Source organism: Citrobacter tructae (genome assembly GCF_004684345.1).
GTDB lineage: Bacteria > Pseudomonadota > Gammaproteobacteria > Enterobacterales > Enterobacteriaceae > Citrobacter > Citrobacter tructae.
Window position 1 is genome coordinate 4,333,704 of record NZ_CP038469.1, and the last position, 20,375, is coordinate 4,354,078.

The window sequence follows — 20,375 nt, forward strand, 5'->3', positions numbered from 1 at the left end:
AATCATCCATTCTTTCGGGCGGCTTCAAGAATTGCTTCGTTAAGCGCATTCAACCCCTGGCTGCGAGAGGCGCTAAGCTGTGCGCGTAAACCCAATTCATCAAAAAACGCCATTGGTGAACGCGTCTGTAACTCGGCGGCGGTTTTGCCTTCAACGGCGGTGAGTAAAACCGCCAGCAGGCCGCGCACGATACGTCCTTCGCTGTCGCCGAAGAAATGCAGGGTGCCATTTTCATGTCGCGTATACCCCAGCCAGACGCGGTTCTCGCATCCGGCTATTTCTGTTGCCTGCGCCTTCAGCGCATCCGGCAGGGCCGGAAGCTGCTTACCCAGCAATATCAGCTGGCGATATTTATCTTCCCACTGCCTGAGCGGGATAAAGGTATTGCGTAACGTCTCTTCGGTTACGGTTGTGCCAAACGGGTGTTCGGCGAGCAGAGGAGTTGTCATTAATCCACCAATATTTCCAGCGCGCGGTCAACGGCCGTGACCAACGCATCCACATCACTCCGGCTATTATAAGGTGCAAATGAGGCGCGCAGCGTGCCTGATACGCCAAGTTCTGCCAACAGCGGCTGTGCGCAGTGCTGCCCTGCGCGCAAAGCGATGCCATATTCTGCCAGTAGCGTGACCATATCGCTGTGGTGTACCCCGGCGAAGTCAAAGGCTAACAGGCTGGAGTCCTGGCAGCGGAAGGAACGGAATCCCGGGCGCTTCGCCAGCGCATCTTCAGCCAGTGTTGCCAGGCCACGGCTCCAGTTTTCGGCCTGTACGATGTCGATATCCGCCAGCCATTCCAGCGCCGCGCTCAGGCCGATGACTCCAGCCACGTTAGGCGTTCCTGCCTCCAGCTTCCACGGTGCCGCCTGCGTGGTGAATCCTTCAAAACTGACTTCGCTAATCATCTTGCCGCCGCCGAGCCACGGCGACATGGCTTCCAACAGTTCTGGCTTGCCGTATAGCACGCCGATACCGGTTGGGCCGTACAGCTTGTGGCCCGAGAAGGCATAGAAATCAATATCCAACTGCTGCACGTCTGCGGGAAAATGCACCACGCCCTGGGCGCCATCCACCATCACTACCATACCTGCCGTGTGGGCAAGCGCAACGGCGCGCGCTAAATCCGGGCAGCCGCCAGTGACGTTAGACATTTGTCCCAGCGCCAGTATGCGACTGCGTGGGGTGATGAGTTCGGGTAAACGCTTAACGTCAGGAAGTAACTGGGCATTAAGTGGGAGCCTGACGATCTTCGCCCCGGTTTGCTGGGCGACCATCAACCAGGGAACCAGGTTGGCGTGATGTTCTGCCACGCTAACGATAATTTCATCGCCGGGCTGTAAACGCGGGCGCGCGTAGCTTTGGGCCACCATGTTGATCGCCTCTGTTGTGCCGCGGGTCCAGACGATGGTTTTGTCATCCGGCGCGTTGATCAGGCGTGCGGCTTTCTCCCGCGCAGCTTCATAGCGGGCGGTCAGGCGTTGGGCTTGTGCAAACTGGCTGCGATGGACGTTACCGGCGCTCAGGCTATAAAACTGGTGAGTGGCATCAATCACAGCCTGTGGTTTCAACGCTGTTGCGGCGCTATCGAGATAGACGCCAGCATCGCTGAGCGCGGGAAACTGTGCGCGAAACTGCGCGGGGTTAAAAGCGTTCATGGTATTCCTCAGTTCAATAAACCGATCGTGGCGCAAAAAGAGCGCAGACACAAGGGGAGGCTAACTATCAGAATCCTCTGGATATCCTGGTAAAGTCAGAACAGTGGCTTATGCTAAATAGTGTTAGGTGAGTATTTTTGCCTGTTATGAAATTCGTTTTATTTAGCATAAATCGCTTTAAGGAGAAAAATATGAAAAAGACTGCCGCAATTATCTCTGCATGTATGCTGACTTTTGCCCTGAGCGCCTGTTCTGGTTCGAATTACGTGATGCACACCAATGATGGTCGGTCGATCGTGTCTGACGGTAAGCCAAAGACCGATAATGAGACGGGAATGATTTCGTACAAGGACGCTAACGGCAACAAACAGCAGATTAACCGTACCGATGTGAAAGAGATGGTAGAACTGGAGAAATAGCCGGTCGGCCATTGATAAAATGCAGACAAAAAAAAGCACCGCAAGTTGGCGGTGCTACATTAATCACTATGGACAGACAGGGTAAATGTACAGGAAGTGAAAAAGGGTAGCTTTGCTACCATGGTCTGAATCGCAGACCAATTGCAAACACAACAACACAACATCACAACCGTAAGCCAAAAGCTCACCAGAACACGCATTCCGATAAAACTTTTCGTTCCGGCTTCAGGAAGTGCCGCCACTATAGGTATTTGCTGGTAGAACCTCAACGGACAATTTATAATGGCTCAGATTAAAAAAACTAATAGGTTACAGCCTGTTAGATAACTGTTAAATTCATTTAACATCAAAGCCTAAAAGTCATGTCAAAACGATTACCACCCTTAAATGCGTTACGTGTTTTTGATGCCGCAGCGCGTCATTTGAGCTTTACTCGCGCAGCAGAAGAGCTTTTTGTGACGCAGGCCGCAGTAAGTCACCAAATCAAGTCACTCGAGGATTTCCTTGGGCTGAAGCTGTTCCGTCGACGCAATCGATCTCTTCTGTTGACGGAAGAAGGCCAAAGTTACTTCCTCGACATCAAAGAGATTTTTTCGCAATTAACCGATGCGACGCGTAAACTTCAGGCACGCAGTGCAAAAGGTGCGCTTACCGTCAGTTTATTGCCCAGTTTTGCCATTCAATGGCTGGTGCCCAGACTCTCTAGCTTTAACTCAGCTTATCCGGGAATAGATGTCAGGATCCAGGCGGTAGACCGTCAGGAAGATAAACTCGCTGACGATGTTGACGTGGCTATTTTTTATGGTCGTGGCAACTGGCCTGGCCTGCGCGTAGAAAAATTGTACGCAGAATATCTGTTGCCGGTCTGTTCTCCTCTATTACTTACCGGTGATAAACCGCTGAAGACGCCTGAGGATCTGGCAAAACACACGTTATTGCATGATGCTTCACGCCGTGACTGGCAGGCCTATACGCGCCAGCTTGGTCTGAATCATATTAACGTTCAGCAGGGACCTATCTTCAGCCATAGCGCCATGGTGCTACAGGCTGCCATCCATGGACAGGGTGTTGCGCTGGCCAATAACGTTATGGCGCAATCGGAAATTGAAGCGGGCCGTCTGGTCTGCCCTTTTAATGATGTGCTGGTCAGTAAGAACGCGTTTTATCTGGTTTGTCATGACAGTCAGGCAGAACTGGGTAAAATAGCCGCCTTCCGTCAGTGGATTCTGGCGAAAGCGGCCACTGAACAAGAAAAATTCCGCTTTCGTTATGAACAATAATTTACGTAGGGTATTAACATGACCAGCCGTTTTATGCTGATTTTTGCCGCTATAAGTGGCTTTATCTTTGTCGCTCTGGGCGCGTTTGGTGCTCATGTTCTGAGCAAAACTCTTGGCGTTGTTGAAATGGGGTGGATCCAGACCGGTCTTGAGTATCAGGCGTTTCATACGCTGGCTATTTTTGGCCTGGCCGTCGCCATGCAGAGACGCATCAGCATTTGGTTTTACTGGAGTAGCGTGTTCCTGGCATTAGGTACCGTGCTGTTTAGCGGCAGCCTGTATTGCCTCGCGCTGTCTCATTTACGCCTGTGGGCGTTTGTTACCCCTGTCGGCGGTTTCAGCTTCCTGGTAGGTTGGGCGCTGATGTTAGTGGGTGCTATTCGATTGAAACGTAAGGGCGTTAGCCATGAATAAGGTTGTATTGTTGTGTCGCCCGGGATTTGAAAAAGAGTGCGCCGCAGAAATTACGGATAAAGCAACGCGTCGGGAAATTTTTGGTTTTGCCCGCGTGAAAGACAATGCGGGATACGTGACGTATGAGTGCTATCAACAAGGTGATGCTGAAAAGCTGGTAAAAGAGCTGCCGTTCAGTTCACTGATTTTTGCCCGCCAGATGTTTGTTGTCGGCGAGTTGCTGCAATATTTACCGCCGGAAGACCGCATTACGCCGATTGTCGGCATGTTGCAGGGCGTGGTGGAGAAGGGCGGCGATCTGCGCGTAGAAGTGGCCGACACCAATGAAAGCAAAGAGCTGGTGAAGTTTTGCCGCAAATTTACTGTGCCGCTGCGCGCGGCGCTGCGTGAAGCGGGCGTGCTGGCAAAATACGAGACGCCAAAGCGCCCGGTAGTCCATGTCTTCTTTATTGCACCTGGCTGCTGTTACACCGGCTATTCCTGGCCTGATAACAACTCGCCATTTTACATGGGCATTCCGCGTCTGAAGTTCCCGGCTGATGCGCCGAGCCGCTCAACGCTGAAGCTGGAAGAAGCGCTGCATGTATTTATCCCTGCCGATGAATGGGATGAGCGCCTGGCAAACGGCATGTATGCGGTGGATTTAGGCGCATGTCCTGGTGGCTGGACCTATCAGCTGGTCAAACGCAACATGTGGGTTTATTCCGTGGACAATGGTCCGATGGCGCAAAGCCTGATGGATACCGGGCAGGTCACCTGGCTGCGTGAAGATGGATTTAAGTACCGACCGAATCGCAACAACATTTCTTGGATGGTCTGCGATATGGTGGAGAAACCTGCGAAGGTTGCCGCGCTGATGGCGCAGTGGCTGGTCAATGGCTGGTGTCGTGAGACGATTTTCAATCTCAAACTGCCCATGAAGAAGCGCTACGAAGAAGTGTCGCAAAACCTGGCCTATATTCAGGCACAGCTGGACGAACATAACATCAATGCGCAGATTCAGGCGCGTCAGTTGTATCATGATCGCGAAGAAGTCACCGTGCACGTGCGCCGTCTGTGGGCTGCTGTCGGTGGTCGTCGCGACGAGCGATAAGGCATCCAGGCCGGATGGCGTATACGCTTCTCCGGCCTACATTACCGCACCATCAGTCTGTTGTTCACCCGAAATAACATACGTCACTTCCTCCAGATGCCCAATCTGCGCCTCTCCTGAACGATTAATTTTACTCTTATCAATCAACAATAAAGACTGTGATGAACGCTTGAGCAGGATTGATTTGAACTCAGCATTGATGGCACTGGAATCCCAAAGTGTGCCGCTGCTGTCGATCCCGGCACAGGAAAAAATAAACAGGTCGATGTCGAGTGGTTTCAACTGAGAAATGAGCGACGGATTAACGTAGCAACCGTCTTTACGCTCCAGCCTGCCGCCAGAGCAAATGAGTTGAATATGTGCGCGTTTGCCAAGCTCCTGGCAAATGGGCTGACTGTTGGTAAACACCTGAATGTTGATATCCGGTAGCTGTCGGGCCAGGTACCAGCAGGTTGAGCTGGCGTCTAAGGCGATCACCATGCCTTCTTCTATCCATGTCAGCGCTTCCCGGGCGACATCGGCTTTATGCGCATGATGGCTATTCCGTCGAATGTGAAACGGGTCGCCGCTGTTCTGGATTTCCCGCTGAATCACCCTGGCACATCCGTGGTGGCGCAGCACTTTTCCTTGCGTTTGTAGCTCACTGAGATCGCGGCGTATTGTCTCTTTGCTGACGTTAAGCTGCAAAGACAAGGCTTCGGTAGTCAGGCTTTGATGGTGAATGAGCAAGTCTACTATTGCCTGCTGGCGTGCCGCTTTCATAGTCCGATCCTCATCATTGGATGAATGCCCGCACCGGACGGGCATCCCGATCAGAGATTACGGCGTTACGCCTTTTTTCAAAAGAATATTTCCGTACTTTGCTCGCTCTCCGGTGATAACGACAGCGAATGCTTTTTGCGCCCGCTCGTAAAACGCATAGCGATCGATGCGTGTGATATCAGGGCCGCCAGCTTGCAAAGAGAGTGCATCGCGATAACGCGCTTCGACGGTTGGGTCGAGCGAATCCCCTTCAACGGGGGCCATCATCACCAGCGGTGGGGCGTAGCTGTCCAGTTCAAACAACGGAATAATCGCCTGTAGCAGGTCGCTGACCTGCAGACCGTCGGCGCGGATCACCTGTGGCCCCATGCTGTGCGCGGGAAAATGGGCATCAGAAAAGATTATTTCATCACCGTGGCCCATTTCAGCCAGCACTTTCAGCAGGTCGGGAGAAATTAAAGGGGAAATCGTTTTTAGCATGTCACTCGACTCCTGTGAGTTCGGATTCGGTTTGCGGATAGAAGTGGCGGTACTGGTAATGTACCTGCGCGCGCGCCTGCTCCGGTGAGGTAAATTCGCCAATACCTGACCAGGCAAACATCGCTGCACCGGCGACGGTGGTTTCGGCGTCATCCAGCACTTTAATGGGAATACCCAGAACGTTCGATTTAATCTGATTCCACAGCGCGTTGCGACTTCCTCCGCCAACCAGCAGCAGCTCTGTCGCCTGGAAGTGACCGATGGTTTCCAGCGTGTGTAGATTTTGCCGCAGCTGTTGAGTGAGGCCTTCCAGCGCCGCACGATAAAAGTGCCCTCGGGTGCTATTGAGCGTAACGCCTTGCCAGCCCGCGCTTGCACCGCCGAGCAGATCGCACTGCATTTTTACCCCATCAGCCCCTGCCGGAATGGCCTGTGCCTCATCGATAAGCGTTTGCCATGGCGTATCGGCAGTCCACAGTAGCTTGCGTACCCATTCGAGGACGCCGGAAGCCAGCCATTGCATTCCGGGGTTGTACAGCCCGGCCTGACCGTCCAGTTCGCAGGTGGAACCGGAATACTGACTCAGCAGTGGGGTATTCACCTGCGCGCTGCGTACCATTAAAATTTCCCATGTGCCGGAAGAGAGCACCGGTTCGTCCGGCTGCGCACCTGCGCCAAAGAGGGCGAACTGCGTATCGTGCCCGGCGGAAATCACTGGAATGCCCGTCGGCAGTCCGAGTTGTTTTGCTGCGGTGTTTTGCAACGTCCCAACCTGCTCGCCTGCTTCGACGATACGTGGAAACAGGCGGCGTGGTATGCCGGCAGCCTGCAAAATATCGGCGCTGAACTCCCGCTGATGGATATCCAGCAATTGGCTGGTGCCCGCCATGGTGATATCCGTCGTGAATTCGCCGGTTAAGCGGTGGTTGAGAAGTGACGAGATAAACAGCCAGGCGTGCGCCCGTTCCAGTAATTGCGGATGGTTCTCTTTGAGCCATACCAGTTTGTACAGGGTATTGAAGCTGAAAGCGCCGACGCCGGAGATGTCCTGTAACTGCTGTGGCGTCATCAGGCGGCTGATATTGGCCATCACGGCGGCGGTGCGCGGGCATTTCCAGCTGATCACCGGATAAAGCAGCGTGCCGTGTTCATCAACCAGCGCGCCGTCCACGCCAAATGTGGTGACGGTAATTCCACGAATATGGCAGGTGGTCAGTTCAGATGAGAGGCGTTGGCAGCAGTCGGCAAAGCGTTGCAAAATGGCATCCAGCGACCACTGATGCCAGGTACTATTTTCTGCGGCGATATCACTGGCATTGGGCGTTGAGGCGCGGGCAACGATTTTTCCCTGACGATCAACGGCAATCGCCCGTACGTTAGTTGCCCCGCAGTCGAGGACCAGGATTACCTCTTGTTTCATAATCTCTTCCCAAAACGTCGCCTGATGGCGCGGTGCTTATCCGGCCTACAAACTGCACAGTTGCAGGCCAGGTAAGTTTGCGCCACCGGGCAGAGCCGTATTAACGCTTATACAGTGGGCCATAGTTCTGGCAGGCACGGTAATCCTGACCTTCGCTGTCCATACCGTGCGCCGCCCAGGCAGAAGGACGATAGATTTTCTCTTCTTCCACGTTGTGCATACACACCGGAATACGCAGCATGGCGGCGAGGGTAATAAAGTCTGCGCCAACGTGACCAATCGTCAGCACACCGTGGTTCGCACCCCAGTTAGCCATCACCGAATAGACATCGCTGAACGGGCCTTTACCGGTTAAGCGTGGGGCGAACCAGGTGGTCGGCCAGGTCGAGTTGGTGCGTGCATCGAGCTGATCGTGCATATTTTTCGGTAATTCCACGCTCCAGCCTTCGGCTATTTGCAGCACCGGTCCCAGACCTTTGATGATATTGATGCGGGTCATGGTGAATGGCACGCCGCCTTCGGTCAGGAAGCGGGAGGAGTAGCCGCCGCCGCGGAAGTATTCATGAATAGCCGGGCACCATTCGGTTGCTGCCAGGCAATCATCCGCTTCTTGTTGCGAGATTTCCCAATGCGGTTTCATGGTGGGTTTGCCATCGCTGTCGCGTTGCTTACAGGAGCCGTCCAGCGCCGCAGATCCGGAGTTGATCAAGTGGATAATACCGTGCTCAGCAAGGCCGGTCAGCGGTTGTCCCGTGACACGTTGAACCGCTTCTGGCGACCAGTAGGTGCGCACATCGGCAAAGACTTGCGCCGTACCGGTAAGCTGGCGGCCAAACAGCATTGCCACGCCGTTCAGGCTGTCATTTTCGGTGGCGACTACATACGGCGCGCGCACGCCATTCCAGTCAAATGAGCTATTCAACAGGGCTTCGGCGGTGTCACCGTTCGGGTATTGATCGGTCCAGTGACGCTGGCCCTGGAAGCCTGCGGCAATCGCATTGTAGCCCAGCGACTCTTCGACCAGACCTTTTTCAGCCAGCGTCTTGTTACCCTGCATCATGTCGCGGATGCACATCGCCATCAGCAGGCTTTCTTTCAGCACGGCGCGGCTTTGCTCTTCGTTGCGCTTGTACTGCTGCGCATTCTGATCTTCGCCGTAGCGGAAGTTTTTGTCCGCCCACGCCAGCGCAATCTCCAGCTCAGCTTCATCATAGATTTTTTGATCAATACGACGACGCAGTTCGGTCATATCAACCGGCTGAACTTTCATCCCCAGCCAGGATTCAAAGAAGTTATGATCGACGATGGATCCTGCAATACCCATAGAAACACCGCCCACGGACAGATAGCTTTTGCCTTTCATGCTGGCAACGGCTAAGCCCGCACGGCTAAAGCGCAGCAGTTTTTCTTCAACATCGGCAGGGATGGTGGTGTCACCCGCATCCTGCACGTCATGGCCGTAAATCGAGAAGGCAGGAAGCCCTTTTTGGTTATGCGCAGCCAGCGCGGCGGCGAGATAAACGGCGCCAGGACGTTCCGTGCCGTTGAAGCCCCAGATGGCTTTCGGGCGCATGGGGTCCATGTCGATGGTTTCACTGCCGTAGCACCAGCACGGGGTCACGGTGATCGTCACGCCCACGTTCTGGCTACTGAATTTTTCTTCGCAGGCTGCGGATTCAGCCATCCCGGCAATGCAGGTGTCTGCAATCACGCATTCAATCTGCGCGCCGCAGGCATGACGAAGTTTCTCGGTGATAAGTGCGGCAGTGGCTTTCGCCATATTCATGGTTTGTTCTTCAAGCGACTCGCGTACACCCATGCGACGCCCATCAATCACCGGACGAATACCGATTTTCGGTAAACTGATTTTTTTCATTCGAGGTTCCTCATCTCACTTTATGCCGTGCTGCTGAAGCGGATGTAGGACACCACTGCCGCAGTTGGCTGAATTTTTTATTTTTGCTAACTCGAGTTAGCTTAGGTATTAGAGAGTTTTTTGCACAACTTTTTTGTTGTGAAACTGTGAGAGGCCTCACGAGAAGTGGTTAAAATTCGATCTACATCAAATAAATAAATGCGGGGATTTAAGGTAATTTCCTTTTTAATTAATGATATACAATAAATTGTCTGTTCATCGTCACAGTTTTAAACCAAATGATTTGGTTATTTTTTGCAGCTAAAATAGCTTTAAAAGGCAATTGCTAACTCGAGTTAGCGAAAACGATAAAACGTATCTACGATTTTAGGCAGTATTTGCATTAACGGTGACGATGGCTCCCTGGCAACGCTGTTTTCGCCTGATTTACCGACTGTAGTTTCTGTATATTGAGGAAATCAGCAATGTCCGAAACATTTTTACAGATGAGCCATATTACGAAACGTTTTCCCGGCGTATTAGCGTTGAGTAATGTGGATTTTGCTTTACGTAAAGGGGAAGTTCACGCACTGCTTGGCGAAAATGGCGCGGGAAAGTCCACCTTGATGAAAATTTTGTCCGGGGTCTATCAACCGGATGAAGGAAATATTATTTTTGAAGATCAATCAGTTTCATTCGCAAACCCGCTAAGTGCGCAAAAAGCCGGGATTACAATTATTCACCAGGAATTTAATCTGTTTCCTGAGTTAACGGTTGAAGACAATATCTTTATTGGCAGGGAATTTTGCAAAAATAACCGTTGGCGCCTCGACGAGAAACAACAGCGCCAGGCTGCTATCGATATTTTGCAAAAATTGAACCTGAATATTGCGCCAGACACGCTGGTTGCCGATCTTACCGTCGCTCAACAACAAATGGTTGAGATTGCTAAAGCCATATCGGTGAATGCCAAAATTCTTATTATGGATGAACCGACGGCAGCGCTGACGGAAACGGAGATCGACAGTTTATTTCAGGTTACCCGTTTGCTCAAAGAGCAGGGTACCGGCATTGTCTATATCTCGCACCGTCTGGAAGAGTTGGCGTTGATTGCCGATCGCGCTACCGTTATGCGAGATGGCCAGTTTATTGCTACCGTCGATTATGATGCGGTGAAAATTAGTGATCTGATAGCCATGATGGTTGGGCGTGACCTCGGTAATATCTATCCGCGTCGTGAACCCTTGTCTCAGCATAAACCGGTGCTGGAGGTGAGCGGCCTGACGCGTAAAGGGGTACTGAACAACATCGACTTCACCCTGCATCAAGGGGAGATTTTAGGTTTTGCCGGTCTGATGGGGGCAGGACGTACTGAACTGGCGCGTGCTATTTTCGGCGCAGACCCTATCGATAGTGGCACCATTAAGCTTAACGGCAACGTCACGGTGATTAAAGATATCCCTGATGCAATCAAACAAGGGATCAGCTATTTAACTGAGGACAGAAAAAAAGAAGGTCTGGCATTAGGACTGTCCGTCGAGCGCAATATTATGCTGGGGAATTACCCGGAGTATTCCGATCGCTACGGCAATGTTGACAGTAAACGCTGTCAACAAACTAGCCAGGATCAGGTGAAAGCCCTGCGAATTAAAACGCCACACCTTGAGCAGGCCGCGTTGAATTTAAGTGGCGGTAATCAACAGAAAATTATTATTGCCAGATGGGTGTGCAAAGACACCGATATTCTCATCTTTGATGAGCCTACGCGCGGCATTGACGTGGGGGCCAAACTTGAAATTTATGAATTGATGAATCGACTGGTGGCAAAAGGGAAATCAATCATCATGATTTCCTCTGAATTACCGGAAGTGCTGGGTATGTGCGATCGCATTTTAGTTATGCGTAGTGGCCGTATTACCGGTGAGTTAGCTTCTGATGACGCCACACAAGAAAAAATCATGCAATACGCGACGTTAGAGGATTAATTTATGACTATCTCTGTAACCTCTTCAGACAGCAATAATAAGAAAATTAAAATTAACAAAGAACTTTTAATGCGCCTTGCGCCGCTTTTCAGTTTGATTATTCTGGTGATATTTTTTAGCTTTGGATCGCCATTTTTCTTTAATACTGAAAATATTATGACCATTGCCCTGCAAACCTCGGTCATTGGCATCATGGCGATTGGCGTTACCTTCGTCATTATCACCTCAGGGATCGACCTTTCTCTTGGCTCCGTGGTGGCGTTTTCCGGTGTTGCGGTGGGTATCTGCGCCACGCTGGGACTGCCACTGCCGATTTGTATCCTGGCTGGCGTGTTGGCGGGTGGGCTGTGTGGTTATATCAACGGACTGTTGGTCACCAAAATGACCATCCCGCCCTTTATTGCCACGCTGGGCCTGATGATGTCCGTCAGGGGCATCAACATGGTGATGACCGACGGCCGTGCGATTTACTTTGCTGATTATCCTGGTTTCAAAATGCTGGCTCAGGGCCGCTTGTTCGACGTGCTGCCTTATCCGGTCTTTTACCTGGTGGTGGTGGCGCTGATCGCTGCGTACATCCTGAAGAAAACGGTGATTGGTCGCTATGTTTATGCCGTGGGTAGCAATGAAGTTGCGGCACACCTGTCCGGGATTAAAGTCCAGCGCGTTAAAATTTTCGTCTACGCCTTCTGCGGACTGCTGACTGGGATCGCCGGGGTTATTCTGGCTTCACGTCTGAACTCAGGTCAGCCAACGGTCGGTGTGGGATATGAACTGGAAGCGATTGCCGCAGTGGTGATTGGTGGTACGAGCCTGATGGGCGGGATTGGGACCATTGGCGGTACGATTATCGGCGCATTCATTATGAGTGTGTTGAAAAATGGCCTCAACCTGATGGGCGTCTCTCAGTTCTGGCAGATGGTGGCAATGGGTGTGGTGGTCATCGCGGCGGTTTATCTCGACACATTACGCAAAAAAATTCGTTGATTTACGCTCCCGGAAGTCACGGGGCATCATAACCCTGACGTTTAGGGTGACTCACTCAGAACGGAGTACAACAATGAAAACCAGGCATTTTGTCTATGCGTTATCCCTGCTGGCCTGTATGACATCCAGCGCATTGGCTAAAGATATGAACCTTCCCGTTGTCAGTAAAGGTTTCCAGCATGAATTCTGGCAAACCGTAAAAATGGGGACGGAAGCGGCGGCGAAAGAGCTGGGTGATAAAACCAGCTATGTGGGGCCGGCGGATGAAACACAAATTGCTGAGCAGATTCAGTTGGTTGAAAACGCAATGGCGCAAAAACCAAACGGACTGCTGCTGGCGGCGTTAGACGCCAATGCCCTTGCACCGCTGGTGGAAACGGCCAATTCACGGGGTATTAAGGTCGTAACCTTTGACTCTGGCGTAAATTCCGAAATCCCGGTCAGCTTTGTAGCAACCAATAACCGTAAAGCCGGTGCAGAGGCCGCCGATGCGCTCGCCGCTGAAGTGGGCAGCAAAGGGAAAGTCGGCATTATTGCGCACGTGGCCGGTACCTCTTCCGCGATTGAACGTTCAGAAGGGTTTATTGCCCGCATGAAGGAAAAATATCCGGATATTAAGGTGCTGCCTGTTCAGTACAGCGACGGGGATCCACAAAAAGCGATGGATAAAACCATCGATATGATTCAGGCGAACCCTGACATTGCCGGGATCTATGGCACCAACGAAGGCTCAACGCTGGGCGTGGCGAACGCCATTGATAGTCAAAACCTGAAGGGCAAAGTAAAGGTGATTGGTTTTGACAGCACCGAGGCGATTATTGCCTTCCTGAAGTCCGGCGTTATCCAGGGCTTTGTGGTACAGGATGCCTACCAGATTGGTTATCAGGGTATCAAAACGTTGAACGCCGCCGTGTCGGGTCAGGCCGTTCCGAAAGAGATTGATATCCCGGTTAAATTCGTTAACGCGAAGAATATTGATACACCGGAAATCGACAAGTTATTACATCCATTCGGTAAAAAATAAGACCGTGGGGGCGACATCGCTCGCCCCATTTTTAGCCAGCGTCAGGGAGTGGTTATGAGCAGTGGATATTTCCTCGGTGTGGATGTCGGTTCCGCCAGCGTCAGGGCTGGTGTATTTGATGCCAGCGGCACGCGACTGGCCTTTGCGACATTTCCCATCTCGCAGTTTCGGCCCGGCCCGGAGCGGGTTGAACAGTCATCCGCCGAAATCTGGCAGCAGGTTTGTCATGCGGTGAGAGGGGCTGTGTCGTCAGCGGGGGTTCCCGTCGAGGAGATTCGCTCACTGGGATTCGATGCTACCTGTTCTCTGGTTGCCCTCGATGAACAGGGGCAGGGTCTGGCGGTTTCACCTGGCGAATCGCCAGACCATAACATCATCATGTGGATGGATCATCGCGCAGGAGAAGAGACTAAACGCATTAACGCCACGCAAGATCCAGCCCTGCGCTATGTTGGCGGCGAAGTCAGCGTTGAAATGGAACTGCCCAAGGTGCTGTGGCTGAAGAATCATTTTTCCGCAACGTGGCAGCGCGCGCATCGATTCTACGATCTGGCGGACTTTCTGGTCTGGAAGGCGACCGATTGCGATGTGGCGGGCCTGTGTACCCTGACCTGTAAATGGAACTATCTGGCGCATGAGCAACGTTTTAGTCACTCCCTGCTCGATGCCGTTGAATTAACGGATTTACTCATTAAAATCCCGTCGCGCATTCTGCCGCCGGGGGCCGCTGTTGGCACGCTCAGCCCTGGCGCGGCGCAGGCGTTGGGACTGACCACTCGTGTTGTGGTCGCCAGCGGGATGATTGATGCGCACGCGGGTGGTGTGGCTCTTGCTGGTGCTCAGCCCGCAGGAACGCTGGCCTTGATCAGCGGCACGTCAAACTGCCATATGCTGTGCAGCGAACAGGAAATTCATACACCTGGGGTATGGGGGCCGTACTGGTCTGCGATGTTGCCCGGATACTGGCTGACCGAAGGTGGGCAAAGTGCTGCCGGGGCGTTAGTTGACTGGACGCTTCAGGAGTCAGGTGCCAGCGCGGATTTGTTCGGTAAAGCAGAAGCGCGGGACTGTCATCCGATTGTGCTGGTCAATGAATGGGTGGCTGCGCTGGAAGAGCATGAATCCGAGCCGGGGCGCGAGCTGCATGTGTTGGCCGATCATCACGGAAACCGCTCACCACGTGCCCGACCGGATGCTCGTGGCAGCGTATGTGGCTTGACTCTTGAGCGCGGCGAGCGGCAGGTTGCCCGCTTGTATCTGGCAACATTGCAGGCGATTGCCTGCGGAACGCGGCACATTATGGAAGTGATGCGCGAAAATGGACACACCATTTCTCGACTGACGCTGTGCGGAGGGGCTACGCACAATCCGCTGTGGCTACGTGAGTATGCTGATGCGACCGGATGCGATATTCATCTGATGCAGGAAGAAGATGCCGTGACGCTGGGCGCGGCAATTACCGGCGCGGTTGCCAGCGGGGCGTGGGCGAATTTTCCAGCTGCCTGTCAGGCGATGGTGCGGCCTGGGGATGTGATCAAAGCAAACCTTAAGCGTCAGGACTATTATGCCCGTAAATATCAGGTTCATCTGACCATGTGGGGTCAGCAGCAGGTACTCAACCAACTGATGCAGTAAGACAAATGTTTAAAATACTTTTATTATTGTGACTGGACGTTTTGGATGTGAACTGGGGCATAGAATGGCTAAAACAGTAGAACAGATAGCCAGCGATCTGAATTTATCGGTGACGACAGTGCGATTAGTGCTGAATGGGAAAGCTGAGCAATATCGTATCAGTGTTAAAACCCAAACACGCATTAAAGGATACGTTGAGCGTTATGGTTATGTCATAAACCATTCAGCGCGTAGCCTTAAACTGAATAAAACGGATACGCTGGGGCTGATTGTGCCCAATATTTCCAACGTCTTTTTTGCTACGCTCGCTGAAAAACTTGAGCAACGCTGCCGTCGTTCTGGATATCAGTTAACGATTAGCTGTACTTATGATGATGTTGATTACGAGAATAAATTAACCAAAGCGTTAATTGCGCGTAATGTTGATGGACTTTTTATTGTTCCTTCAACACTCGAAAATCAACAACATCATTTACGCCAGGTCAGAAAACCGATGGTATTACTTGACCGTGATTTTAAGTACACCGATAACGCACTGGTAGAAAGTCATAATATTTTAGGCGGTGAAAAGCTCACACAAAGTTTGTTTGATGCCGGAAAATCGCCGATCTGGTTTTTAGTCGGCGATACCGGACTGCCCAGTATTGGCGATCGTTTACAGGGTTATCTTAATACATTGAGTAATAATGGTATTTTTCATCGAGACTGGGTGCGTGAAGGTCCGGATAACACGCCAGACGGCGGCTACCGGTTGATGGAGAAATTGATCGGCGAGCAGGGGTGTCCTCAGGCGTTTATCGCCTCGTCATTACCTGTGCTGGAAGGTGCCGTTGTCGCTATCCGTAATCGTTTTGGCGTTATTCCTCCTGATATTAATATCGGAACATTCGATGAACATCCGATGCTGGGATTCCTCGCCAATAATGTCTGGTCAATGCAGCAGGATGAAAACGTCTGGGCGGATAAAGCATTCGATATGATGATGAGTGCTATTGAAGACCAGCCGATTAAAGAAACGGTAAAAGTTCCGATGAAGTTAATTAAGCGTGTAAGACAACAATAATATCGCTTTAAAAATAAATCAGCCTACTGAACCTGAATAAAAATTCAGTGGCTGCTCATATCTGAAACCTGACCCGTCTTACTCTGCGGCTGCATTTTCGCAATCAAGACGAGGGGAAACTGTACCCGGAGAATCATTATGGAAAGAATGCGTTTATCGCGAGAAATCATTGAAACCTGTCTCGAAATGACCAGCCTGGGGCTGAATCAGGGAACGGCGGGAAATGTGAGTGCACGTTATGAAAATGGAATGCTGATCACACCCAGCGGAATTCCTTACGAAAGACTTACTGAAAATATGATCGTGTATGTAGATAACGACGGTAATTATGATAAAGAACAATTACCTTCCAGCGAATGGCGCTTTCACCTCGCGGCTTACCAGACGCGACCAGAGGCTAATGCGGTGGTCCATAATCATGCAATCCATTGTACCGCGGTATCGATTCTCAACCGTCCTATCCCGGCGATCCACTACATGATTGCGGCGGCGGGCGGAAATTCCATTCCGTGTGCGCCGTATGCGACGTTTGGTACGCGTGAACTGTCAGAGCACGTGATTGTGGCGCTGAAAGACCGTAAAGCAACACTGTTGCAGCATCACGGGCTGATTGCCTGTGAGGCGAACTTGGAAAAAGCACTGTGGCTGGCGCATGAAGTGGAAGTTCTGGCCCGCCTTTATCTGAGCACGCTGGCGATTGTCGATCCTGTTCCGGTGCTGGATGATGAAGAGATCGCCATAGTGCTGGAGAAATTCAAATCCTATGGATTACGTATTGAAGAGTAATTTCGCATAGCGAAAAGGAGAAATACGATGGCGAACAGAATGATTCTGAATGAAACGGCATGGTTTGGCCGGGGAGCTGTTGAGGCGTTAACCGATGAAGTGATTCGTCGGGGGTATCGCAAGGCGCTGATTGTGACCGATGCAAACCTGGTGAAGTGCGGTGTTGTTGATAAGGTGACATCGCGGATGGACGCGGCGGGTCTGGCGTGGGAGATTTTTTCCGGCGTTATCCCCAATCCTACCATTGCGGTAGTACAGGAAGGGCTGAGTGTCTTTGAGCAAAGTGGCGCAGATTATCTGATTGCCATTGGCGGTGGCTCCCCACAGGATACCTGTAAAGCGATTGGCATTATCCACAATAACCCTGAGTTTTCCGATGTGCGCAGCCTTGAGGGTTTATCGCCAACGCGCAGCGCAAGCGTGCCGGTGATGGCTATTCCGACGACCGCAGGGACGGCGGCGGAAGTGACCATTAACTACGTGATCACCGATGAAGAAAATCGACGCAAGTTTGTCTGTGTTGATCCGCATGATATCCCGCAGGTGGCGTTTATTGATGCCGATATGATGGACGGCATGCCAGCGGCGTTAAAGGCGGCTACCGGTGTTGATGCACTGACTCATGCCATCGAAGGCTACATTACCCGCGCGGCGTGGGCGCTGACGGATGCGCTGCACATTAAAGCCATTGAGATCATTGCCGGGTCGTTACGCGGATCTGTCGCAGGTGATAGCCAGGCCGGTGAAGCTATGGCGCTGGGCCAGTATGTTGCCGGAATGGGCTTTTCCAACGTCGGACTGGGGTTGGTGCATGGTATGGCGCATCCGTTGGGAGCGTTTTATAACACACCACACGGCGTCGCCAACGCCATTTTGCTTCCACATGTGATGCAGTACAACGCCGACTATACCGGGGATAAATTCCGCGATATCGCCCGCGCAATGGGCGTTAAGGTGGAAGCGTTGACGCTGGATGAGGCGCGTAAAGCTGCTGTAGATGCAGTGTTTGCGCTTAACCGTGATGTGGGGATCCCGCTGCACTTACGTGATGTTGGCGTGCGTAAAGAGGATATCCCGGCGCTGGCGCAGGCGGCATTCGACGACGTGTGCACTGGTGGTAATCCGCGTGAAGCGAGCCTGGGCGATATCGTTGAGCTGTACCATACCGCCTGGTAAGTTTTAGAGAGATACATTGCCGGATAAGGGTTTTCACCGTTATCCGGCGAAATAGCAATTACCGCGCCAGACGAAGCTGCTGTAAGTTGCCGTCGATGTGCAAGTCCGTTTGCAGCCGGGCAATATCGCGACACAAAAACGCCATCTCTTTGTGTGCCTCGAGTTTCTTGCGCCACTTTTCCGGTACTTCATCGAGCCGGGCGTAAATCCCTTCCAGATGCTGAAACTGAACGAGTAGTTGGGTCGCACTTTTAGGGCCAATGCCCGCGACGCCGGGCACTTTTGAACTGCTTATTCCCGCCAGCCCCCAATAATCTGGCAACTGCTGAGGCTGTACGCCAAATTCTTTCTCGATAAACGGCGCATCCAGCCAGCGCTTCTGGAAATAGTCGCGAATACGCAGGGTAGGAGAGAGCAGCTGGCAGTAGCCTTTATCGGTCGAGACAATGGTGGCCTGATGCCCGGCTTGGGTGACTTTAACCGCCAGCGTGGCGGCTAAATCGTCGGCTTCATTCCCACTGGAAACCCAGCAGCAGACACCGCGCTGTTCGAAGGCCGCGCGTAAGGTTGGCATTTCGTGATGGAGTTCGTCAGGCATCGGCGGGCGACCTGCTTTGTAGTCAGGCAGTCGCTGGTGACGCCATCCGCTGTTACGCGCTTCGTCATCAAATACCGCCACGGCGTGCGTGGGCTGGCTGTGGACAATCAATAAATCGAGCGCATGCTGGCATGTCTCCACGCAGGGCGATCCCTGAACGGCGTGAATACGGCGAATAAGGTTCAGTGCATCGACAATGAGCAGATGGACGGCCACGGTGTTCTCCCTTACAAATCAGACTGTAGGGTAACATTCAAGGTGGGGGGAGGCGAATAGTTGGACGCAAAATGGGAAGAGGCCTCGTAAAATAGGCCCCTTCAGGGATGGTTAATCGCAGGTGACAATCTTCATTGCCAAGCCGCCGCGAGAGGTTTCACGGTACTTGGCATTCATGTCTTTACCGGTCTCGTACATGGTTTCGATAACTTTATCGAGACACACGCGCGGCTCGCTGGTACGGCGCAATGCCATACGTGCCGCGTTAACCGCTTTTACCGAGGCAATGGCGTTACGCTCGATGCACGGGACCTGAACCTGACCCGCAACCGGATCGCATGTCAGACCCAGGTTGTGTTCCATACCGATTTCCGCCGCGATGCACACTTGCATTGGGCTACCACCCAGCAGTTCAGCCAGACCAGCAGCTGCCATTGAGCAGGCCACACCAACTTCACCCTGGCAGCCTACTTCGGCACCCGAGATCGAGGCGTTCATCTTGTACAGTGAACCAATAGCACTCGCGACCAGCATGTAGCGAGCCAGCGAGTTAGCATTCACTTCGCGGATAAATTTGTCATAGTATGCCAGCACCGCAGGAACGATCCCGCACGCGCCGTTGGTCGGGGCGGTAACCACACGTCCACCGGCCGCATTCTCTTCGTTAACTGCCAGCGCGAACATGTTGATCCAGTCCACGACCGCCATCGGATCGGTGGTGGTTTTGTCCTGGCTCACCAGCATACGGCGTAGCGCTGCCGCACGACGTGGTACGCGCAGTTTACCCGGCAATACGCCTTCGGTAGTGATACCGCGTTCAATTCCGCTACGCATCACTTCCCAGACGTTGGCAAAGTGCTGTTCCAGCTCTTCCTTGCTGTGCAGGGCCAGTTCGTTTTGCATCATCAGACCGGAAAGCGACAGACCACTTTCCTGGCAATGTCGTTGCAGATCGGCTGCGGATTTATACGGATATGGCACGTTTACCGGCGAACTGTTCGTCAGGCCGAAATGTTCTTCATCAACGATGAAACCACCGCCAATGGAATAGTAAGTCTGGCTATAAATCGCTTTTTCGCCGGCCAGTGCGGTAATGCGCATGCCGTTTTCATGCAGGGACAGATTGTCCGCATGGAAATTCATGCACTTATCGACCGGAAACTCAACTTCATGCTGACCGTCTGCCAGCAACAAACGTCCGTGAGTATTCACATCCTGGATAAAGGCCGGGATGGCATCGATGTCTACGGTATCCGGTAGGTTACCCGCCAGTCCCATAATAATCGCGATGTCAGTGTGGTGGCCTTTTCCCGTCAGAGACAGAGAGCCGTAAACATCAACCACTACGCGGGTTACGTCAGTGAGTATTCCGCGTGCAATCAGGTCGTCCGTGAATTGTTTGCCTGCTTTCATTGGGCCGACAGTGTGGGAACTGGAGGGGCCAATGCCGATTTTGAAGATATCGAATACGCTAATCATGAGGCGTCCATTGTGTATCTGAGGTGCGCCGCCCGAGGGCGGCGCAGGG

19 protein-coding genes are annotated in these 20,375 nt (G+C 52.4%); 11 read left to right on the top strand and 8 right to left on the bottom strand.

Going from position 1 to position 20,375, the window contains the following annotated elements; all coding sequences use genetic code 11:
• Positions 1–2: 2 nt before the first annotated feature.
• Positions 3–449, bottom strand: coding sequence for a cysteine desulfurase sulfur acceptor subunit CsdE (gene csdE, locus E4Z61_RS21410; protein WP_135324469.1), 447 nt, complete (start codon positions 447–449; stop codon positions 3–5).
• Positions 449–1,654 carry a cysteine desulfurase CsdA gene (gene csdA / locus E4Z61_RS21415; protein ID WP_135324470.1) on the bottom strand — a complete coding sequence of 402 codons (1,206 nt, stop codon included), beginning with the start codon at positions 1,652–1,654 and terminating at the stop codon, positions 449–451. Before csdA ends, csdE begins: the two co-directional genes overlap by 1 nt.
• A gap of 191 nt (positions 1,655–1,845) precedes the next feature.
• Here csdA and E4Z61_RS21420 point away from each other — a divergent pair, with 191 nt between their 5' ends.
• From E4Z61_RS21420 to rlmM, 4 genes are all read left to right on the top strand, one after another.
• Positions 1,846–2,073, top strand: coding sequence for a YgdI/YgdR family lipoprotein (locus E4Z61_RS21420; RefSeq protein ID WP_045446955.1), 228 nt, complete (start codon positions 1,846–1,848; stop codon positions 2,071–2,073).
• A 362-nt stretch (positions 2,074–2,435) separates the two neighbouring features.
• Positions 2,436–3,353: a glycine cleavage system transcriptional regulator GcvA gene (gene gcvA, locus E4Z61_RS21425; RefSeq protein WP_005130970.1), complete on the top strand. Its 918-nt coding sequence runs from the start codon at positions 2,436–2,438 to the stop codon at positions 3,351–3,353.
• An 18-nt stretch (positions 3,354–3,371) separates the two neighbouring features.
• Complete coding sequence (locus tag E4Z61_RS21430; RefSeq protein WP_005130969.1) at positions 3,372–3,767, top strand: DUF423 domain-containing protein; 396 nt, start codon at positions 3,372–3,374, stop codon at positions 3,765–3,767.
• Positions 3,760–4,860, top strand: a complete 1,101-nt coding sequence (rlmM, locus tag E4Z61_RS21435) for a 23S rRNA (cytidine(2498)-2'-O)-methyltransferase RlmM (protein WP_135324471.1) — start codon at positions 3,760–3,762, stop codon at positions 4,858–4,860. The genes E4Z61_RS21430 and rlmM overlap by 8 nt, the downstream gene beginning before the upstream one ends.
• Before the next feature lie 36 nt (positions 4,861–4,896).
• On the opposite strand, the gene fucR is transcribed toward rlmM, so the two are convergent.
• The 4 genes from fucR to fucI all read right to left on the bottom strand — a co-directional run bounded on the left by fucR (position 4,897) and on the right by fucI (position 9,398).
• Positions 4,897–5,622: an L-fucose operon activator gene (gene fucR, locus E4Z61_RS21440; RefSeq protein WP_135324472.1), complete on the bottom strand. Its 726-nt coding sequence runs from the start codon at positions 5,620–5,622 to the stop codon at positions 4,897–4,899.
• Between the two features lie 57 nt (positions 5,623–5,679).
• The gene (gene fucU, locus E4Z61_RS21445; RefSeq protein WP_135324473.1) at positions 5,680–6,102 is read right to left on the bottom strand and encodes an L-fucose mutarotase; all 423 of its coding nucleotides are present in this window, start codon (positions 6,100–6,102) and stop codon (positions 5,680–5,682) included.
• Between the two features lies 1 nt (position 6,103).
• Positions 6,104–7,522 (bottom strand): L-fuculokinase, encoded by a 1,419-nt coding sequence (gene fucK / locus E4Z61_RS21450; protein WP_135324474.1) that lies wholly within the window; start codon positions 7,520–7,522, stop codon positions 6,104–6,106.
• Positions 7,523–7,622: 100 nt separating this feature from the next.
• Complete coding sequence (gene fucI, locus E4Z61_RS21455) at positions 7,623–9,398, bottom strand: L-fucose isomerase (RefSeq protein WP_135324475.1); 1,776 nt, start codon at positions 9,396–9,398, stop codon at positions 7,623–7,625.
• A gap of 464 nt (positions 9,399–9,862) precedes the next feature.
• Here fucI and E4Z61_RS21460 point away from each other — a divergent pair, with 464 nt between their 5' ends.
• From E4Z61_RS21460 to fucO, 7 genes are all read left to right on the top strand, one after another.
• Complete coding sequence (locus E4Z61_RS21460) at positions 9,863–11,362, top strand: sugar ABC transporter ATP-binding protein (RefSeq protein ID WP_135324476.1); 1,500 nt, start codon at positions 9,863–9,865, stop codon at positions 11,360–11,362.
• Between the two features lie 3 nt (positions 11,363–11,365).
• Positions 11,366–12,349, top strand: coding sequence for an ABC transporter permease (locus E4Z61_RS21465; RefSeq protein ID WP_096755882.1), 984 nt, complete (start codon positions 11,366–11,368; stop codon positions 12,347–12,349).
• Between the two features lie 73 nt (positions 12,350–12,422).
• The gene (locus E4Z61_RS21470; protein ID WP_135324477.1) at positions 12,423–13,373 is read left to right on the top strand and encodes an ABC transporter substrate-binding protein; all 951 of its coding nucleotides are present in this window, start codon (positions 12,423–12,425) and stop codon (positions 13,371–13,373) included.
• A 54-nt stretch (positions 13,374–13,427) separates the two neighbouring features.
• Entirely contained in the window at positions 13,428–15,008 is a 1,581-nt protein-coding gene (locus E4Z61_RS21475) for an FGGY-family carbohydrate kinase (protein ID WP_135324478.1), read from the top strand.
• Between the two features lie 64 nt (positions 15,009–15,072).
• Positions 15,073–16,071, top strand: coding sequence for a LacI family DNA-binding transcriptional regulator (locus E4Z61_RS21480; RefSeq protein WP_135324479.1), 999 nt, complete (start codon positions 15,073–15,075; stop codon positions 16,069–16,071).
• Positions 16,072–16,209: 138 nt separating this feature from the next.
• Positions 16,210–16,857, top strand: a complete 648-nt coding sequence (gene fucA, locus E4Z61_RS21485; RefSeq protein WP_135324480.1) for an L-fuculose-phosphate aldolase — start codon at positions 16,210–16,212, stop codon at positions 16,855–16,857.
• Between the two features lie 27 nt (positions 16,858–16,884).
• Entirely contained in the window at positions 16,885–18,033 is a 1,149-nt protein-coding gene (gene fucO / locus E4Z61_RS21490; RefSeq protein WP_135324481.1) for a lactaldehyde reductase, read from the top strand.
• 58 nt (positions 18,034–18,091) lie between these two features.
• On the opposite strand, the gene xni is transcribed toward fucO, so the two are convergent.
• On the bottom strand, positions 18,092–18,847 hold the full coding sequence (xni, locus tag E4Z61_RS21495; RefSeq protein ID WP_135324482.1) for a flap endonuclease Xni: 756 nt from the start codon (positions 18,845–18,847) through the stop codon (positions 18,092–18,094).
• A 111-nt stretch (positions 18,848–18,958) separates the two neighbouring features.
• Entirely contained in the window at positions 18,959–20,326 is a 1,368-nt protein-coding gene (locus E4Z61_RS21500) for an L-serine ammonia-lyase (RefSeq protein ID WP_135324483.1), read from the bottom strand.
• Between the last annotated feature and the right edge of the window lie 49 nt (positions 20,327–20,375).

Bases quoted from the DNA above. Each gene is read 5' to 3' on its own strand.
- E4Z61_RS21475 (WP_135324478.1), top strand. From the start codon at position 13,428: ATGAGCAGTGGATATTTCCTCGGTGTGGATGTCGGTTCCGCCAGCGTC.
- E4Z61_RS21430 (WP_005130969.1), top strand. From the start codon at position 3,372: ATGACCAGCCGTTTTATGCTGATTTTTGCCGCTATAAGTGGCTTTATC.
- rlmM (WP_135324471.1), top strand. From the start codon at position 3,760: ATGAATAAGGTTGTATTGTTGTGTCGCCCGGGATTTGAAAAAGAGTGC.
- E4Z61_RS21420 (WP_045446955.1), top strand. From the start codon at position 1,846: ATGAAAAAGACTGCCGCAATTATCTCTGCATGTATGCTGACTTTTGCC.
- csdA (WP_135324470.1), bottom strand. From the start codon at position 1,654: ATGAACGCTTTTAACCCCGCGCAGTTTCGCGCACAGTTTCCCGCGCTC.
- E4Z61_RS21500 (WP_135324483.1), bottom strand. From the start codon at position 20,326: ATGATTAGCGTATTCGATATCTTCAAAATCGGCATTGGCCCCTCCAGT.
- csdE (WP_135324469.1), bottom strand. From the start codon at position 449: ATGACAACTCCTCTGCTCGCCGAACACCCGTTTGGCACAACCGTAACC.
- fucA (WP_135324480.1), top strand. From the start codon at position 16,210: ATGGAAAGAATGCGTTTATCGCGAGAAATCATTGAAACCTGTCTCGAA.
- gcvA (WP_005130970.1), top strand. From the start codon at position 2,436: ATGTCAAAACGATTACCACCCTTAAATGCGTTACGTGTTTTTGATGCC.
- fucK (WP_135324474.1), bottom strand. From the start codon at position 7,522: ATGAAACAAGAGGTAATCCTGGTCCTCGACTGCGGGGCAACTAACGTA.
- fucR (WP_135324472.1), bottom strand. From the start codon at position 5,622: ATGAAAGCGGCACGCCAGCAGGCAATAGTAGACTTGCTCATTCACCAT.
- fucU (WP_135324473.1), bottom strand. From the start codon at position 6,102: ATGCTAAAAACGATTTCCCCTTTAATTTCTCCCGACCTGCTGAAAGTG.
- E4Z61_RS21465 (WP_096755882.1), top strand. From the start codon at position 11,366: ATGACTATCTCTGTAACCTCTTCAGACAGCAATAATAAGAAAATTAAA.
- fucI (WP_135324475.1), bottom strand. From the start codon at position 9,398: ATGAAAAAAATCAGTTTACCGAAAATCGGTATTCGTCCGGTGATTGAT.
- E4Z61_RS21460 (WP_135324476.1), top strand. From the start codon at position 9,863: ATGTCCGAAACATTTTTACAGATGAGCCATATTACGAAACGTTTTCCC.
- E4Z61_RS21480 (WP_135324479.1), top strand. From the start codon at position 15,073: ATGGCTAAAACAGTAGAACAGATAGCCAGCGATCTGAATTTATCGGTG.
- fucO (WP_135324481.1), top strand. From the start codon at position 16,885: ATGGCGAACAGAATGATTCTGAATGAAACGGCATGGTTTGGCCGGGGA.
- E4Z61_RS21470 (WP_135324477.1), top strand. From the start codon at position 12,423: ATGAAAACCAGGCATTTTGTCTATGCGTTATCCCTGCTGGCCTGTATG.